Consider the following 14,558-nt stretch of genomic DNA (forward strand, 5'->3'; position numbering starts at 1 on the left):
GCAGGCATGCGTCGACCTCCAGATGAATCCCACACAAGGGGAACCGTGCCGGACGGCGACGCAAACTGGGCACCCCACGCGCTCAAGCGCGTGCAGCCTCCGGCCAGAGCCGACATCCGGTGATGCGGTCCGACTCTACCCGCAACTCGGCCCTGCCAAGGGACGGTTGAGTGCAAAGTTGGCGAGGAGTCCCGGGGCTGTCGAATGCGCCGACTCAGGCGGCGGCGCGGATGGCGGTGCCCCGGGACCAGAGTTCCTCGACGTGCTCGGCGAAGCGGTCGAACATGCCGTCCTCCTCGCTGCGCCGGATGTGCATCATCGGCGAGTCGTGGCCGACGGTTCGGGCGAGGTGGGGAGTGACGAGGGCGTGCTCGTCGAAGCGGAAGACGGAGAGCCCGATGTGATTCGGCCCGTCGTCGAGGGCGCTGAAGCGGGCCTCGACGCCGTCGGTATCGGCGAGTTCGGCGAGGTGGGCCAGGGTGATCCGGATGCGGGCGGAGACGGTGAGGGCCGCGTCCTCGATCCGCTCACGGCGGCTGGTCGTCTCGGAGCCGGGATCCCCGAGGAGGACGCGGACCCGGCAACCGGCCTCGGCCTTGCGCCGGAGAGTCCGGGGGAGGGCCGGCTGCTCCAGCCAGAGGAAGTAGTTGGTGTACCCGGCGAGGAAGATCTCGGACCACGCCTCGGCGATCAGCCGCGCCCAGACCGACTGAGGGCAGGCCGAGCGGTACGGATAGACGGCGAACACCCCTCGCTCGTGCCCGGAGTTGGACGAGATCACTCGTGGTGTGGAGTGAGAAGTCGGCGGGGTCGACTTCTCACGTGAGCCGGCGGCCGTCGTGAGAGCGGATGTGGGGCGGTCCGGGGCGGAGGGCGTCGAGGATGCGGACGGCGTAGACCTCGCTCATACGGCCGGCGGCTTCGTCGGGGGTGAGCCAGGCGACGGCGGTTGTTTCGGCAGAGAGGCACTCGGCGCCGCTCTCGGGGTGGCAGCGGAAGACGAGGGCGACGACGCCGCGGGCCATGTTCTTGTAGACGCCGGTCAGTTGGCCGACGGTGACGTCGATCCCGGTCTCCTCGCGAATCTCGCGGCGCAGGCCGTCTTCGACGGTCTCGGCGAGTTCCAGAACTCCGCCCGGTGGTTCCCAAGCACCGTTGTCGGCGCGACGGATCGCCAGCACGCGCCCATCCTCGCGGACGACCGCCCCCGCGACGGAGACGGAGTGCAGCGGTGTTGACCGGGAAGTCTCGGTGTCGCTGTTCATGGACGGGAGGGTAGGGCTTTGGCGCGTGGCTACTCGGCGGGCGGCGTGCTGTACCGGGCCAGGACTTCGTCGGATGTGGACTTGTCGACCAGGCGGAGGTCCCACGGGCCGGTGTTCATGTCGAACTCCTTACCGAAGCCGACCCACTTGCCGGACATGCGCCGGCCGGTCGGATCGATGAGGAGTTGAACGGCCCCGTGGTACCTGGCGCCCTGGTAGTAGCCGTCCTGCGCCGTCTGTTCGACCCAGGTGCCGGTGACGATGTTCCGGTCGATGGTCAGGTCGAAGGAGATCGGGGAGTCGGGATTGGACGATGCGCCGGGGAGCGATTGTCCGGTGATGCGGTTGCCGTGCTGAGCCAGGACTACGTGGTGAAGGCCGGTAAAGGTGCCGTCGCGGCTGCTGCTGTAGAACTCGTACCGGCTCAGCCATACCCCGGAGTGGTCGTCGGGCATGTCGTGCCCTCCTCGCGTCGCAGCGGCGTGGTTCGGATGCCTTGCCCGCCCCGGAGCTCGGGGCGGGCAAGGCCTGAGGGGCTGTTACCGGGCGTTGAACTCGCCGGCGCGGATGGCGGTGATGAAGGACTGCCAGGCTGCGGACGGGAAGACGAGGGCGGGGCCGCTGGGGTCCTTGGAGTCGCGGACGGGCATGACGCCGGTGAAGCCGGGAGCCACCTCGATGCAGTTGCCGCCTTGCTGGCTGTAGGTCGACTTCACCCAGCGGGCGGTGCTCACGTTGATGTCGGGCATTCGGTCCCTCCTGAGCAGTGGGCCCCGCCGCCCCGGGTGTGAGCGGTGGGGCCGAGAGCTGTGACTACCGGGCGTCGAATCCGCCGGCGCGGATGGCGGTGATGAAGGACTGCCAGGCTGCGGCGGGGAAGATGAGCGCGGGGCCGTTGGGGTCCTTGGAGTCGCGGACGGGCATGACGCCGGTGAAGCCGGGGGCCACCTCGATGCACTGGCCTCCGCCACCACTGTGGGAGGACTTGACCCAGCGGGCAGAAGACAGGTCGAGGCGGGAGCTCATGACGCCAGTTCCTTCCGGATTCTTCTGATCATGGCCAGGGATTCGGCCCTGGGCGGCGCGTCTACCTGCAGTCGATCGTATCGCCTGCGCCACGAAGTGACAGTGGCTCGGTCCCGTTCCAGGAAGCCGCGATGCAGTGACTCGGTGTACCCAAGCTGGGAGTTGTCGCCGATGGTCAGCAGTGTGACGGCCGAGCGGAACGGCCGGTTCACCCCCATGCTGAACGGGACGATCTGGATCATGACGTTCGGCCCGGCTGCCAGTTCTTCGAGGCGTTCGAGTTGCTCGGCCATGATGGACGGGCCGCCGACCTGCCATCGGAGCACGCTCTCATCCAGAGCGGCGTAGACGAAGGGCATGGGGGTGCGGGTCAGCAGTTTCTGCCTGGCCATCCGGATGGTGAGGCGTTCCTGGGCTTGCTCTGTGGTGACCTCGCCCAGATCCACGGTGCAGGTCAACTCGGCCTCGGCGTACGCCTGGGTCTGGAACAGCCCGGGGACGGCGCCAATTTCGAACAGCCTTATCTCCCGGGCCTCGGCTTCGTACTTCGTGAAGTCGGCGAACCCTTCCGCCAAGCCTGCGGAGTTGGAGGCCTGCAGCCACATCAGCGTCAGAGCGCCGTGGAGGCCGAGGGCCTTGTCGGCCGCCTCGGCGAATTTTCTGGACACCTGCTTCGTGGCAAGTTCGGCGACGCAGACCGTGGACGGGTTACACCCGATCTTCTTGGCGAGTTGGGCCTGGGTCAGGCCGGCCGCCTTGCGTGACCTGCGGAGTAGCACCCCGAAGGGCGCCCATGGGCCTGACTCAGGGTCAATTTCCTTGATGTTCACCATGGGTGCCCCAACTTGGATTTTCCAGAAGACAAGTCCACCTTTGCTTCCGATGTTAGCGTCAGGCCACTTGACCACGGAGCGTATGTATTCGATTGCGAAGGGTTCTCTCATGGTGTCGTCCAGACTCCACGGCTATGGGGTCCGCTGGGACCCCGATGCCCGGTGTTACCGGGTACGGAACGAAGTCACGGGGGAGTGGCTGCGCAGCGGCGCGACCGGTGGGCTGGCCTCTTTCCACTCCTTCTGTGCCGCGTTCTCGGCGTGGCGGATGTTCGAGGTGCACCGCAGGACCGGTGTGTGATGGCCTCGATGCTCGACCGGGCGACTGCCGAGCAGCGCCGTGAAGCCGCCCTCGTCGCCGACGACTTGGCCGCCGTCCTGGCCCTCGGTGGGGCCAAGTTGCCGTCCCTCGAAGTGGACTGGGACTTCGGGCGCCGTACCGGGTGCTACCTGGTCTCCCTCGGGGCCGCCCCGGCCTCCGACGTCGTCCGCATCGTCGAACTGCTCCGCAAGGGGCTGCACTTCGAGCGCCTCGCCGCCGATGACGACTGAACTCGCCGCCCGCCTCCTCTGGCTGCTCGGCTTCGCCGCCCTGATCAACTGGTGTTTCTGGAACAGGAAGTAGCACCCCCCCAATGCGCGACCCCCGCCTCCTCGCCAAGCCTCCCGTCTGCCGGCTCGGTTGCCTCGCCCTCGTCCGAAACCCCCGCGGCGACGTCCTGCTCGTCGACCCCGACTACATGGACGGGCTCATCCTCCCCGGCGGCGCCGCCCGCTCCAACGAGCCCCCGCACGAGGCCGCCGGCCGCCACCTCGCCGAGCAGACCGGCATCAGCCTGCGGCTCACCGACGTGCTGGCCGTCGACTACACGCCCGCCGACCGCTACCTGGAGCGCCTCAACCTCGTTTTCGATGGCGGGATCACGGGCGCGCAGCCCGTCGCTGCGCCGCAGAGGCGCAGCGGGCTGCTGGGGGCGCGCTTCGTGCCGGTGAAGCAGCTGTCCGCCGTCATGGCGCCCGCGCAGGCGGCCCGTGTGGCGGAGGCGCTGGCGGGGCGGGCCGTGCCGTTGCTTCTGTGTGGGCAGCGTGCTTAAGCTTCGCGTCGATCATGTGTGCGAACGGCGAGGGAACTGCGAAATGGTGAGGCTCACGGAGCGCCGGCCCTGGGTACTGGGCGTCGGGGCGCTCGTCGTTGCCGGGCTCGGGACCGGCGGTGCCCTGCTGGCGTTCGGCGCCGGGGAGTCCGACCTCACGCAGACCCTGTGCGGGCAGCCGCGCGCCAAGGGCACTCCGCTCGGCGCGCTGCTGCCCAAGGGGCGTCCGGGCGTCGACGAGCGCAAGGCGCAGGCGGCGGGCAACGGGCAGGGCGCGCAGACGTCCTGCACGGTCTCCGTCGACGGGCAGGAGGCGCTGAGCATCGTCCTGTTCCGCCTCGGGCCCGACCAGCCGTCCGGCACCGACGGGCACGACCTGCGGGCCCTCGTGGGGCGCGGGCCGATCACCGGGGGCGGCGGGTCCGGCGTCACCGAGTACTGCGCGGGCAGCAGCACGGACATCGTCAGCGCCACCGTCCTCGCCCAGGGCGCGATCCGGCCCAAGCCGCACGCCGATTCCACCTCCTTCGACCATGCCCTGGGGCAACTCGCGCAGGCCGTCGTCGCGGGGCAGCAGCAGGACGTGTGCCGTTAGGCGGCCTGGACTCGCCGTGTCGTAGGTGCCGGGAGGTGTCGACCGGTGGCGCCGGGGGCGGGTGCGGCTCGCCTTGTCCCAACCTTCCTGCCGGCAGCGCGAGTTCAACCCGATGGGTCGATCAGGTGCCGGTTGTCCCGGCTCCAGGCAAGGAGGGCCCGGAGGTTGTCGAGGTGTCCTTCGGCGACCCAGGTGGCCTGGGGTTCGTGGCCCTGTGCGGCCAGGCGCCGGTTGACGTCGATGTTCTGCTCCTGGACGGTGAGCACGGCGTCGACCAGGCCCGTCGTGTCGGTGAGGCCGTAGGCGGTGGCGAACACCTCCAGGCGGTGACGGCGGTCGGGCGGCTGTGGGTAGCGCAGCCACCGGGTGCACGTGTCGTCGTCGCGGAACGGTGCCGCGTATTCGAGGGCGTAGGCCACGTCGTGCAGCCGTGGTGCCGGACGTGCGTGGTCCCAGTCGATGATTCCCACCGGCCGGGTGCCGTGCCAGACGGTGTTCCAGGGGCCGAAGTCGCCGTGGCAGACGACCTCGTCGCCGACCGGACCGGCCGTCCTGGTGGACCAGCACGTCGTGTCCGGGGGCCGGTATCCGGCCACGGCGTCGTGGTAGTCGCGCAGGAGGCGGGCGAAGGTGATCAGCCCCCGGTCGTCGACGACCTTGCCCCAGCCGTCCGGGCCGGATTTGCCGCCGATCCAGGTCAGCACCTCGCGGCCCTGCCCGTCGAAGCCGAGGACGCGGGGCGCGAGTTCGTAGCCGACGGCCTCCAGGTGGCGGAGCAGGCCGTGAACCGCCGGGGTCCACGGTCCGGCCGGCCGGTGGACCGTGTCGCCGATGCGCTCGACCCGGCCGAGATCTGGTGTGCTCACCTGGAAACCGTCGCGAGGAAACGGCCGTGACGCAACCGGTTATCGTGCCGTCGCACCGGCCTCGGCCGGCCCTGGCCAGCCCTGGCCGGATCGGCAGGGTCGTGGCGGCGAGACGCCGGGAAGGCCGGGGCCGAATGTGCCGAACGGCACTGATGGAGCGTCAGGGGCGGTTGTTACGGTTCCGCAGGAAGGTGAAGCGAAAGCCGGGAAACCGGGGGAACGGGGGACAACATGACGGCCGACGGGTTCGGACTGCTCGCCCGGGCGCACGACCACCTGCTCGCCGGCGTCCGCGCGGTGCCTGCGGGCGGGTGGGGCGCGCCCACGCTGTGCACCGAGTGGACGGTGTACCACCACGCCCGGCCGGACCAGCGGGCGCTGACGATGCGGATCACCGGCGCCGCGCCGGCCGGTGACCCGTTCGCCCCCGATCGGGCGGTCGAGGGCGACGCCGTGGCCGAGGTGGCCGAGTTGGAGCGGGTCCGCACGCAGGCGCGGGCCGCGGGGGAGTCGGGGCACGGGGCGGAGGGCGTCGGCACGCCCATGGGGCCGACGCCCTCCGCCCGGGGCGCTGCGGTGGCCGCGCTCGACGTGGCCGTGCACGCGTGGGACATCGCCGTCGCCACCGGCCGGCCGCTGCCGTTCGACGGCGCGCCGGCCGAGGGGCCGGGGGAGCGTCGGGGCGTTCCTCATACCCGTCGTGCGCGACGGCTTCGGCACGTTGGCCGCCGCCGTGCCGGTCGCGGACGGCGCGGGTGCGGCGGACCGGCTGCCGGCCTGCTCCGGCCGGGACCCGCGCTGGACCCCGGCCGCCGGCTGAGCCGGAGCCTTCCCGTCACGGCGCGGCCATCAGCGTCTTCAACAGGTCGTCGCCCAGGCCCAGGCCCGTGGCGGAGACGTCGGGCAGGTGGTAGCTGCGGTACCAGTCGGCGGGCGCCTCCGGGTGGGGGCCGCTGACGGCGACGCGGCCGGTGCCGTAGGAGGCGACGGCGGCGGCGATGCGGTCGTTGGTGTAGCGGGCCAGGACGTCGGCGCCGGGGCCGTCGACGTCGAAGTAGGGGCCGTCCTGGAAGTACATCGGCTGCCGCTGCCCGCGCCAGGCGACGTCGACGAGGCGGTCCTTGTCGTCGGTGACGGTCGCGCCGGGGGTCTTGATGTACTCGCCGGAGTCGCCCGGCAGGAGGTCGTAGCCCGGGTCGCCGGCGAGGTAGCCGCCCATGCAGATGCCCAGGTAGCGGCCGCCGCCGCGCACGTAGTCGCGGATCAGCTCGGGGCGGAAGCCCGGGGTGCGGCGCAGCAGGCCCCACGCGGTGGTGACCTCCTGGCCGTTGGTGCCGCCCGGCTGGACGTACAGGGCGGCGCCGGCCAGCGCGGCGGGGCCGAAGCGCAGGTCCTCGTCGGGGCCGATGAAGCGGACGGTGAAGCCGTTGCGCTCCAGCAGGTCCTGCGCGGCCTCGGAGCAGCCATCGCACGCGGCGGGGCCCCGGTAGACGACGGCGAGGGGGTGGGCCGGGTCCGCGCTCGCGGGGGCGGCGGCCGGTGCGGTGGGCCCGGAAGCGGCCTCCTCGGAGCGGTCCTGGGCCTGCGGCGCGGCGCAGCCGGCGCTCGCGGCCAGCAGTACGGCGGCCAGGCCCAGTGCCGCCGCGGCCCGGGCGGGACGGCGCCCACGCGTCATCGGCTGCTCCCCCAACGGTCGTGCCCCCAACGGTCGTGCCTCCAAAGGTCGTTCCCCCGGTGATCGTCCGCCGGGCCCGGTGGGCACGGCGTGCAGCGACGACGCTAAGGGGTGATCGTCGTCAGTGCACAATCGGCCCGGTGGGGGGTGCGCGGCCGGGGAGGGAAAGCCGGTTGCGGTGCCGGGCCCGGTGGGCGCTAGGGTCCTCGCGTTCGAATAGCAAGATCGAAAGGGGCGGGCACATGGGCCTGGAGAGCATGCCGGGTGTCGAATGGAAGATCATGGACGCCAAGGGACGCAACTACTCGTACGACTCCGAGGAGGAGGCGCTGGAGGAACTGCACGAGTACGGGCCGGGCGCTTCGGTCTGGCGGCGCGAGGTCTACCGGGTGACGATCTTCTTCACCCGTTCGGTGAACGGCTGGCAGCAGGTCCACCCCGCGCCTTCGGCCTGACGGTCGGCGGTCGGGCGACAATCAGGCGAGGGGCAGCAGGGCCGGGCGCGGGCCGGTGCCGCGGTGCAGGCGGCGCAGGAACGTGAGCACGCCCGGCGTTCCGGTGGCCCACGCGGGGGACTCGGTCAGCAGGGCCGTGCCGGGGAAGACCGGACGGTGGGGCGGGCCGCCGGCGCGCGACAGGACCAGGGCCGCGATCTGCCCGGCGGCCTCCCGGTGGCGCTCCTCGCCGGTGGCCGACGCCAGGTCGACGAACAGCTCGCCGACCCCGGCCAGGCCGCAGCACTGCACCACCTGGCCCATCCGCGGCGCCAGCGCCCGGCACGCCCCGGCCGCCTCGGCGGCCAGGTCCACGTAGGCGTCCTCGCCCAGGCGCAGACCCGCCTGGAGCAGCACCGTGCCGATCCCGGCCAGGCCGCGGCACCACGAGCCCCAGCGGCGGGTGGCGCCCGGCCGGGCGGCCTCCGCCACCAGACGCGGCAGCTCGGCGGCCAGGTCCTCGACGATGGCGCGCCCGGCCGCCTGCGTCGCCGCGTCGGGGGAGTGCAGGGCGAGGAGCAGGTGGGCCAGGCCGGCGCGGCCGTGGGCGAAACCCTCGGCGAGGGCGGCGGTGCCCGGGTTGGGCTCCTCCTTCAGGTCCTGCGGCGCACCGTCGGTCAGGCGGCGGGCGCACGCGGCGGCCACGGCGAGGTGGCGCTGCGCACGGGCGCCGTCGGAGGCGCGGACGAGGTCGGCGAGCAGCAGGTGCGCGGTGCCGATACCGGCCGCGCCCGAGATCTGGTCGGTGGACACCAGGGCGCCCGGGTCCGGCACGTCGGCGAGGGCGGGCTCCGGGGTGCCCAGCCGGGGATCGGCGTGGGCGAGGACGGGCTCCGGGGTGCCCAGCCGGGCGTCGGCGTCGGCGGAGACGGGCTCCGGGGTGCCCAGCCGGGCGGCGGCGTGGGCGAGGAAGAGCTCGACGCCCGCACGCCCGTCGTACAGGCCGGGCCCGAGCAGCCCGAGCGCCGGGTGCGCGGCCGTCCAGCGGGCGAGGGCGGCGGCGGCCTCGCGGGCGTCGGGGTGCTCGTCGGCGTGCTGGAGCAGTTCCAGGCCGAGGCCGGCGGCGCCGTCGTAGAGCGAGAGCAGCGTGCGCGGCCGGCTCGCGGCGGAAGGGGAGCCGAGCAACTCGCGGGCCATCCGCACGCAGGTGCCGACGGTGTGGGCGACGACCTCCCCGAGGCCGTCCGCGGCGGGGCGGGTGACCTTGCGGCCGGCCGGGCCGCGGCCCTCCCGCAGGGCCGCCGCGGCCGCCGTGCGCTCCCCGGCCTCGAAGCTCAGCAGGCCCGCCACCACTGCGAGGGCCGGGTGGTCCGGGGCGGGCAGGGCGGCGGCCAGGCAGGCCAGGGTGCGGTCGCGGCAGGCGGCCGGGTCCGGGCCGATCGCCACCGGGTCCAGGCCGGTCAGCGCGAAGTGCAGGGTCGTGCCCAACGCGTAGTAGTCATCGGCGGGCCGGGGACACGCCGAGGCGACGGGCAGACCGTAGCCCGGGGTCGCGCCGGCCGGGCGCTCACCGTCCAGGGCGCTGACCCCGAAGTCCACCAGCGACCACGAACCCGCCTCGCCCCGCACGACGTTCGCGGGCTTCAGATCGCACACCACCACGCCCCGCGCGTGCACCGCGTCCAGCACCCGCAGCAGCGCCCGGGCCGCCTCCCGCCAGCCGCGCCCGCCCGAATCCCCTTCCGCGTAAGGCCCGTGGGCGAGGACGTCGCGGCGCAGGTCGCGCGGCCCGCAGGCGCTCGTCACCAGGTACTCGTCCACGCCGTGCCGGAAGTAGTCGACCAGCCGCGGCACCCCCGCCACGCCCGCCAGCGCCGCCAGCACCCGCCGCTCGTGCCGCAGCCGCCCGCGCGCGTCGACGCCCTCGGTGTCCTCCCCGACGAACGCCCGCGCCTGCTTGACCACCACCCCCAGCCCGCTCGCCAGTTCGACACCCCGGTAGACGTGACCGCCGGGCGCGCGGCTGATCCCCGCGGTGATCCGGTAGCGGCCCTCGCCCACGCGCGTGTCCTTCGGCGGCGCGGCGGCGGTGACGGCGGTGGTGGCGGCTGCGGCGGTGAACGGGTCCACGGCCCACGGCGGTTGGGCGTACGAGGGCTGCGCGAGCCCCGGGAACGTCCGCCCGTCCGGACCGCTCATCAGCGCGACGTCCTGGTCCTGCGGGGCACGGAACGGACCGTAGCGGTAGTAGACCGGCGAACCCGCGCGCACCTGCCGGTCGCTCACCACCCGCGGACCCTCCCACCCCGCCAGCAGCTGCGCCAACTCCTCACCCAGCGCCACGACTTCACCCTCACGCGGATACACCGTGACGGCCTTGCCGACGGCCGCCGCCCCGTGCACCCCGGAGTTCGTCGCGCCCAGCACGTCCGCGCCCGCCGCGAACTTCGCGTCGCACGTGCGGCGCAGCAGCACCGGCACCACCAGGTCCAGCAGGAGCGGCAGTTGGGCGGCGCGGGCCGAGACGTGCAGCTTCCAGCCGTGGGCGAGCGCGGGCATCGCACGGTCGTGCAGGTACAGCCACTGCCCGTCCGCGTGCAGACGCCGCCGTCCCCCGCCCTCCGGTGCCCGCGCGACCAGGCGGGCGAGCTGCGCGAGGTGCCCCGCCGGGTGCTCCCGCACCGAACCCCCTTGGAATGCCGGGCGGGTGAGCGCCCCCGTACCCGGAGTACCGCGCTCACCCGCCGGTCAGAATGGACCGCCCCGGTCCGGTCGGACGGGCTGCCCCCGTCCGGTCAGACGGACCGCTTCGGTCCCGTCGAACGGGCCGTTCGGGTCAGGAGTCGCCGCCGCACGGGAATCGCGTCGGAACCCAGGTCACGAACGGGTCGGCGAGACAGGCCGCCGGGGCGAGATCGGCGTCGAACTCGTCTTCGAACACGATCCCCGCCTCGTCGATCTCCAGCGGGCCCGCGTCGTGGATCTCCAACATGCTTGCAGTCACGGGTAGTTCCTCCCATCTACCGGGTTGGTGCCTTGCGGTCCGCACATCGTACTAACCCCCGTGCATCCGTCCTAGTGGTGTGACGCCACCTGCTTCGCGCTCGGAGCGGTACCGTTGGCCACCGACGTGCCGTTGGTCTATGTGGGTGAGGGATAAAACGGATGCAGAAGCGTGAGGTCGTGCGCTACGGAAGCGCGCCCAGCCACTTCGTCGAGCTGTGGGACGCGGACCCGCAGGGCCCGCCCGCCCGGGGCCTGGCGGTGACGGTGCACGGCGGCTGGTGGCGCGACCGGCACGACCTCCACCTCATGGACGCCCTCGCCGCCGACCTCGCCGGCCGCGGCTGGTGCGTGGCCAACATCGAGTACCGCCGCACCGGCGGCGACGGCGGAGGCTGGCCGGACACCCTCACCGACGCCCTCGACGCGGTCGCCGCCGCCCACGCCGTGCGCCCCGCCCTCGCCGACCTCCCGTCGATCGCCGTCGGCCACTCCGCCGGCGGACAGCTCGCCCTGCTGACGGCCGCCGCCGGCCTCGTCAACGCCGCGGTCGCACTCGCACCGATCACCGACCTGCCGCGCTGCGCCGCCGAGGGCCTGGGCGAGGACGCCACCCCGCTGTTCGTCGGCACCCCCTACGACGACGACCCGGCCCCCTACCGCGAGGCCTCCCCGCTCCACCGCCTGCCCCTGGGCCGCCCCCACCTGATCGTCCACGGCGACCAGGACCAGCGCGTGCCCGTCACCCACAGCCGCGCCTACGTCGAGGCCGCGAAGGCGGCGGGGGACCCGGTGACGTACGTGGAGCACGCGGGCACCGACCACTTCCAGGTCGTGGACCCGCAGCACGCGAGCTGGGCGGCGGCCGTGGGCTGGCTGGAGAACCGCGCGGGATAGCCCCCCGACCAGGAGGCGCCTCAGCCCCGGCGGATCGCCTCCACCGCCCGCGACAGGTCCTCGTCCGCGATGTCCGGGTGCGACAGCAGCACCTCGTGCGCCGCCGTCAGCACCCGGCCACCGCCCGCCAGCGCCAGGTCCTTGGCGGCCAGGCGCACCGGGAAGTCCGACTCCCGGCTGCGGGCGCGGGCCACCACCCCCGCGAGCGGCCCGCCCCCCAGCACCTCCAGCGCCAGCTCCTGCGGCAGCCCGAACCCGTCCGCCACCGCCAGCGCCTCGCCGAGCGCCGTCACCCCGGCCACCACCGCGCCCATCACCACGACCTTCAGCGCCGCGCCCGAACCCGGCCCGCCGCAGCGCAGCACGCGCCCGAAGTGCTCCAGCACCGGCTGCGCCCGGTCGAGGTCGGCGCTCTCGCCGCCCGCGTAGATGGTCAGCGTGCCGTTCGCGGCCGGCCCGACGCTGCCCAGCACCGGCGCGTCCACCAGGGACATCCCGGCGGGCAGCCGTTCGCGCAGGGCGGCCACCGCCTGCGGCCCGACCGAGGACATGTCGATCCACAGCGCCCCCGGCGCCAGGTGCCCGAGGAAGTGCCCGGCTACCTCCTGGACCGCCGCCGGGTCGGTGAGCATCGTGATGACGACGTCCGCGCCCTCGACCGCCTCCGCCGGGCTCGCGGCGCGGGGCAGGTCGCCGGCGCGCTCGGGGCTGCGGTTCCAGACGGTCAACGGCAGTGCGGCGGCCGCCAGTCGACGGGCCATCGGCAGGCCCATGCGGCCCAGGCCGAGGAAGGCGATCTTTCGGAGAGGAGCGTGCTCGGTGTTCATGGCCACCACGCTAGGCAGCCCCGAGCCAGGCGACAAACGAATGTCTCGCATGGTACCCATGCCTCATGGACATGGCTTGGCTCGACGTCTTCCGCACCGCCGCCCGCCTCGGTTCCTTCACCGCCGCCGGCGAGCACCTCGGCTTCACCCAGTCGGCGATCTCCCGTCAGATCTCCACCCTCGAAGCCGAACTCGGCGCCCCGCTGTTCGACCGCCTCGCCCGCGGCGTGCGCCTGACCGAACACGGCCGCGCCCTCCTCCCGCACGCCGAGGCCCTGCTGGAACGCCTCGACTCCACCCGCCGCGAACTCACCGCCCTGACCGAACTCGGCACCGGCCGCCTGCGCCTGGGCGCCTTCGACAGCGCCAACGCCGCCCTGGTGCCCACCGCCCTCGCCGCCTTCCGCGCCGCCCATCCCGAAGTGGCCGTCTCGCTCACCGAAGGACTCTCCGCCACCCTCCTCACCCGCCTCGCGGACGCCGACATCGACCTCGCCGTCGTCGCCTCCTACCCCGAACACCCCTACGACCACGAGCAGTTCGACCTCCAGCCGCTCGTCGAGGACCCGGTCCTGGTCGCCCTGCCCCGCGGCCACCGCCTCGCCCGGCGCCGGCGCCTGCGCCTGGCCGAACTCGCCGACGAGCCCTGGATCGCCGCCCGCCGCACCATCGAGACGACCCTGCTGGCCGCCTTCGTGCGCCAGGGCCTGCGCCCGCGCGTCGAGTACGCCGTCGCCGGCTGGACCGCCAAGCTCGGCCTCGTCGCCGCCGGACTCGGCCCCGCCCTCATCCCCTCCCTGGCCGCCCGCGCCGCCCGCCCCGACATCGCGCTGGTCGCCCTGCACCCCGACGACACCCCGGTGCGGCAGGTCTTCACCGCCGTGCGCCGCGGCCACCACCCGCCCCCGGCCACCGCCGCCTTCCTCGTCCACCTGCGCGAGGCGGCGGCACGCCCCTGACATCGACGTGATGCCCGTGTGACGCAGGTCACGGCGGGCGGCCGGCCGGGGATGTCACATCCGCGGCGCGGGCGGGGTCGAGGTAGTGAGAGCAACCGCGAACGGCGCACGCGGACAGCGAGCGCACCGACCAGAGGAGCCCGCCATGGAAGCCCGTTTCAACTACTACGCCACCGCCACCGGCGCGAAGTTCGTCAAGCACTTGAACTCGGCCGGCGCGGCCCTCAAGGACGCGGGCGTGCCCTACGCCACCACCCAGCTGGTGCTGCTGCGGGCCAGCCAGATCAACGGCTGCGGCATGTGCACCGACATGCACTACAAGGACGCCGTGCACGCCGGCGACCGGCCCGAGCGCCTCAACCTGGTGGCCGCCTGGCGCGAGGCGACGGTGTTCACCGACGCCGAGCGCGCCGCCCTGGAGCTGACCGAGGAGGCCACCCGCATCGCCGACGCCGCCGGCGGGGTCGGCGACGCGGTGTGGGAGAACGCCGTCAAGCACTACGACGAGGAGCAGCTCGCCTCGCTGGTGTCGACGATCGCCCTGATCAACGCCTACAACCGGTTGAACGTGATCTGCCGCGTCCCGGCGGGCGACTACCAGCCCGGCCAGTGGTGAGCCGCCCCCGCCTCCCCGCCCGCCCGGTGGCGAAAACGGGCGGGGGGGGTGGCGGGGGGGGGGCCCGGGGAGTCCGGGTGAACCGCGCGGACGAAGCCGCAGCCGGGCGCAGCGTGGCCGGGCGGCGACGCGGACACCCGGCCTGCCGCCTTCCGGTGCCCGCCGTCTTCCGGTGTCCGCCGCCTCCGTCGCCCTCCCCGGGCGCTCGACAGGCCCGTTCCGGGCCGGTGTGGAACGGTGGGACGCAGGGGGCGGTCCTGGAGAGAGGAACGGTGTCATGTCATCGAAGAGGCGGCGCAAGAAGAAGGCGCGGGCCAGGCGCGGAGCCAACCACGGCCGTCGGCCGCAGTGCTGAGAACCGGCGACCACCGTCCCGGCCGGGCGCGGGGGGCCCCCGCGGGGGGAAAGCGGGGGGCCGGGGCGGTAGGCCCCCCCGGGCCCCGGCCCCCCCCGCACCGCGCCCCGCGC

The 14,558-nt window shown here is 73.6% G+C and carries 17 protein-coding genes and 2 pseudogenes; 8 read left to right on the forward strand and 11 right to left on the reverse strand.

Annotation, left to right across the window (positions count from 1 at the left end; all coding sequences use genetic code 11):
• Positions 1-214: 214 nt before the first annotated feature.
• The 6 genes and pseudogenes from ACFVU9_RS36000 to ACFVU9_RS36025 form a co-directional block, all read right to left on the reverse strand.
• On the reverse strand, positions 215-781 hold the full coding sequence (locus ACFVU9_RS36000; protein WP_387600872.1) for a DUF5919 domain-containing protein: 567 nt from the start codon (positions 779-781) through the stop codon (positions 215-217).
• Between the two features lie 37 nt (positions 782-818).
• A complete protein-coding gene (locus ACFVU9_RS36005) occupies positions 819-1,265 on the reverse strand; it encodes an NUDIX hydrolase (RefSeq protein WP_380441238.1) in 447 nt (148 codons plus the stop codon).
• 29 nt (positions 1,266-1,294) lie between these two features.
• Positions 1,295-1,711, reverse strand: a pseudogene (locus ACFVU9_RS36010) (DNA-binding protein); the annotation flags it as partial.
• Between the two features lie 93 nt (positions 1,712-1,804).
• Positions 1,805-2,014, reverse strand: coding sequence for a DUF397 domain-containing protein (locus tag ACFVU9_RS36015; RefSeq protein WP_387600875.1), 210 nt, complete (start codon positions 2,012-2,014; stop codon positions 1,805-1,807).
• 64 nt (positions 2,015-2,078) lie between these two features.
• Positions 2,079-2,291 carry a DUF397 domain-containing protein gene (locus tag ACFVU9_RS36020; RefSeq protein ID WP_387600878.1) on the reverse strand — a complete coding sequence of 71 codons (213 nt, stop codon included), beginning with the start codon at positions 2,289-2,291 and terminating at the stop codon, positions 2,079-2,081.
• A complete protein-coding gene (locus tag ACFVU9_RS36025) occupies positions 2,288-3,124 on the reverse strand; it encodes a Scr1 family TA system antitoxin-like transcriptional regulator (protein ID WP_387600881.1) in 837 nt (278 codons plus the stop codon). Before ACFVU9_RS36025 ends, ACFVU9_RS36020 begins: the two co-directional genes overlap by 4 nt.
• Positions 3,125-3,424: 300 nt before the next feature.
• On the opposite strand from ACFVU9_RS36025, the gene ACFVU9_RS36030 reads away from it, so the two are divergent.
• The 3 genes from ACFVU9_RS36030 to ACFVU9_RS36040 all read left to right on the forward strand — a co-directional run bounded on the left by ACFVU9_RS36030 (position 3,425) and on the right by ACFVU9_RS36040 (position 4,813).
• The gene (locus tag ACFVU9_RS36030; RefSeq protein ID WP_387600884.1) at positions 3,425-3,676 is read left to right on the forward strand and encodes a hypothetical protein; all 252 of its coding nucleotides are present in this window, start codon (positions 3,425-3,427) and stop codon (positions 3,674-3,676) included.
• Positions 3,677-3,759: 83 nt separating this feature from the next.
• Positions 3,760-4,218, forward strand: coding sequence for an NUDIX domain-containing protein (locus ACFVU9_RS36035; protein WP_387600887.1), 459 nt, complete (start codon positions 3,760-3,762; stop codon positions 4,216-4,218).
• A 43-nt stretch (positions 4,219-4,261) separates the two neighbouring features.
• Complete coding sequence (locus tag ACFVU9_RS36040; RefSeq protein WP_380502295.1) at positions 4,262-4,813, forward strand: hypothetical protein; 552 nt, start codon at positions 4,262-4,264, stop codon at positions 4,811-4,813.
• A gap of 104 nt (positions 4,814-4,917) precedes the next feature.
• Here the strand turns inward: ACFVU9_RS36040 and ACFVU9_RS36045 are convergent, their stop codons facing one another.
• On the reverse strand, positions 4,918-5,679 hold the full coding sequence (locus ACFVU9_RS36045; RefSeq protein WP_387600890.1) for an aminoglycoside phosphotransferase family protein: 762 nt from the start codon (positions 5,677-5,679) through the stop codon (positions 4,918-4,920).
• Between the two features lie 231 nt (positions 5,680-5,910).
• Between ACFVU9_RS36045 and ACFVU9_RS36050 the strand changes: the two are divergent.
• Positions 5,911-6,285, forward strand: a pseudogene (locus tag ACFVU9_RS36050) (TIGR03086 family protein); the annotation flags it as partial.
• Between the two features lie 229 nt (positions 6,286-6,514).
• Here ACFVU9_RS36050 and ACFVU9_RS36055 read toward each other — a convergent pair.
• The gene (locus tag ACFVU9_RS36055; RefSeq protein ID WP_387600893.1) at positions 6,515-7,354 is read right to left on the reverse strand and encodes a BPL-N domain-containing protein; all 840 of its coding nucleotides are present in this window, start codon (positions 7,352-7,354) and stop codon (positions 6,515-6,517) included.
• Positions 7,355-7,596: 242 nt separating this feature from the next.
• Here ACFVU9_RS36055 and ACFVU9_RS36060 point away from each other — a divergent pair, with 242 nt between their 5' ends.
• Positions 7,597-7,809: a hypothetical protein gene (locus ACFVU9_RS36060; RefSeq protein ID WP_380441252.1), complete on the forward strand. Its 213-nt coding sequence runs from the start codon at positions 7,597-7,599 to the stop codon at positions 7,807-7,809.
• A gap of 21 nt (positions 7,810-7,830) precedes the next feature.
• Here the strand turns inward: ACFVU9_RS36060 and lanL are convergent, their stop codons facing one another.
• Complete coding sequence (gene lanL, locus ACFVU9_RS36065; RefSeq protein WP_387600896.1) at positions 7,831-10,470, reverse strand: class IV lanthionine synthetase LanL; 2,640 nt, start codon at positions 10,468-10,470, stop codon at positions 7,831-7,833.
• A 154-nt stretch (positions 10,471-10,624) separates the two neighbouring features.
• A complete protein-coding gene (locus tag ACFVU9_RS36070) occupies positions 10,625-10,792 on the reverse strand; it encodes an SflA family class IV lanthipeptide (protein ID WP_380502303.1) in 168 nt (55 codons plus the stop codon).
• 161 nt (positions 10,793-10,953) lie between these two features.
• On the opposite strand from ACFVU9_RS36070, the gene ACFVU9_RS36075 reads away from it, so the two are divergent.
• A complete protein-coding gene (locus tag ACFVU9_RS36075; protein WP_380497856.1) occupies positions 10,954-11,688 on the forward strand; it encodes an alpha/beta hydrolase family protein in 735 nt (244 codons plus the stop codon).
• A gap of 20 nt (positions 11,689-11,708) precedes the next feature.
• On the opposite strand, the gene ACFVU9_RS36080 is transcribed toward ACFVU9_RS36075, so the two are convergent.
• Positions 11,709-12,515: an NAD(P)-dependent oxidoreductase gene (locus ACFVU9_RS36080; protein ID WP_387600900.1), complete on the reverse strand. Its 807-nt coding sequence runs from the start codon at positions 12,513-12,515 to the stop codon at positions 11,709-11,711.
• 65 nt (positions 12,516-12,580) lie between these two features.
• Here ACFVU9_RS36080 and ACFVU9_RS36085 point away from each other — a divergent pair, with 65 nt between their 5' ends.
• A complete protein-coding gene (locus ACFVU9_RS36085; RefSeq protein ID WP_380441262.1) occupies positions 12,581-13,474 on the forward strand; it encodes a LysR family transcriptional regulator in 894 nt (297 codons plus the stop codon).
• A gap of 145 nt (positions 13,475-13,619) precedes the next feature.
• Positions 13,620-14,090, forward strand: coding sequence for a carboxymuconolactone decarboxylase family protein (locus ACFVU9_RS36090; protein ID WP_387600904.1), 471 nt, complete (start codon positions 13,620-13,622; stop codon positions 14,088-14,090).
• Positions 14,091-14,558: the final 468 nt, after the last annotated feature.

The sequence above is a fragment of the Kitasatospora sp. NPDC057936 genome (assembly GCF_042887525.1).
Taxonomy (GTDB): Bacteria; Actinomycetota; Actinomycetes; order Streptomycetales; family Streptomycetaceae; genus Kitasatospora.

Bases quoted from the DNA above. Each gene is read 5' to 3' on its own strand.
- ACFVU9_RS36090 (WP_387600904.1), top strand. From the start codon at position 13,620: ATGGAAGCCCGTTTCAACTACTACGCCACCGCCACCGGCGCGAAGTTC.
- ACFVU9_RS36055 (WP_387600893.1), bottom strand. From the start codon at position 7,354: ATGACGCGTGGGCGCCGTCCCGCCCGGGCCGCGGCGGCACTGGGCCTG.
- ACFVU9_RS36020 (WP_387600878.1), bottom strand. From the start codon at position 2,291: ATGAGCTCCCGCCTCGACCTGTCTTCTGCCCGCTGGGTCAAGTCCTCC.
- ACFVU9_RS36075 (WP_380497856.1), top strand. From the start codon at position 10,954: ATGCAGAAGCGTGAGGTCGTGCGCTACGGAAGCGCGCCCAGCCACTTC.
- ACFVU9_RS36035 (WP_387600887.1), top strand. From the start codon at position 3,760: ATGCGCGACCCCCGCCTCCTCGCCAAGCCTCCCGTCTGCCGGCTCGGT.
- ACFVU9_RS36030 (WP_387600884.1), top strand. From the start codon at position 3,425: ATGGCCTCGATGCTCGACCGGGCGACTGCCGAGCAGCGCCGTGAAGCC.
- ACFVU9_RS36015 (WP_387600875.1), bottom strand. From the start codon at position 2,014: ATGCCCGACATCAACGTGAGCACCGCCCGCTGGGTGAAGTCGACCTAC.
- ACFVU9_RS36040 (WP_380502295.1), top strand. From the start codon at position 4,262: ATGGTGAGGCTCACGGAGCGCCGGCCCTGGGTACTGGGCGTCGGGGCG.
- ACFVU9_RS36025 (WP_387600881.1), bottom strand. From the start codon at position 3,124: ATGGTGAACATCAAGGAAATTGACCCTGAGTCAGGCCCATGGGCGCCC.
- ACFVU9_RS36005 (WP_380441238.1), bottom strand. From the start codon at position 1,265: ATGAACAGCGACACCGAGACTTCCCGGTCAACACCGCTGCACTCCGTC.
- ACFVU9_RS36085 (WP_380441262.1), top strand. From the start codon at position 12,581: ATGGACATGGCTTGGCTCGACGTCTTCCGCACCGCCGCCCGCCTCGGT.
- ACFVU9_RS36060 (WP_380441252.1), top strand. From the start codon at position 7,597: ATGGGCCTGGAGAGCATGCCGGGTGTCGAATGGAAGATCATGGACGCC.
- ACFVU9_RS36080 (WP_387600900.1), bottom strand. From the start codon at position 12,515: ATGAACACCGAGCACGCTCCTCTCCGAAAGATCGCCTTCCTCGGCCTG.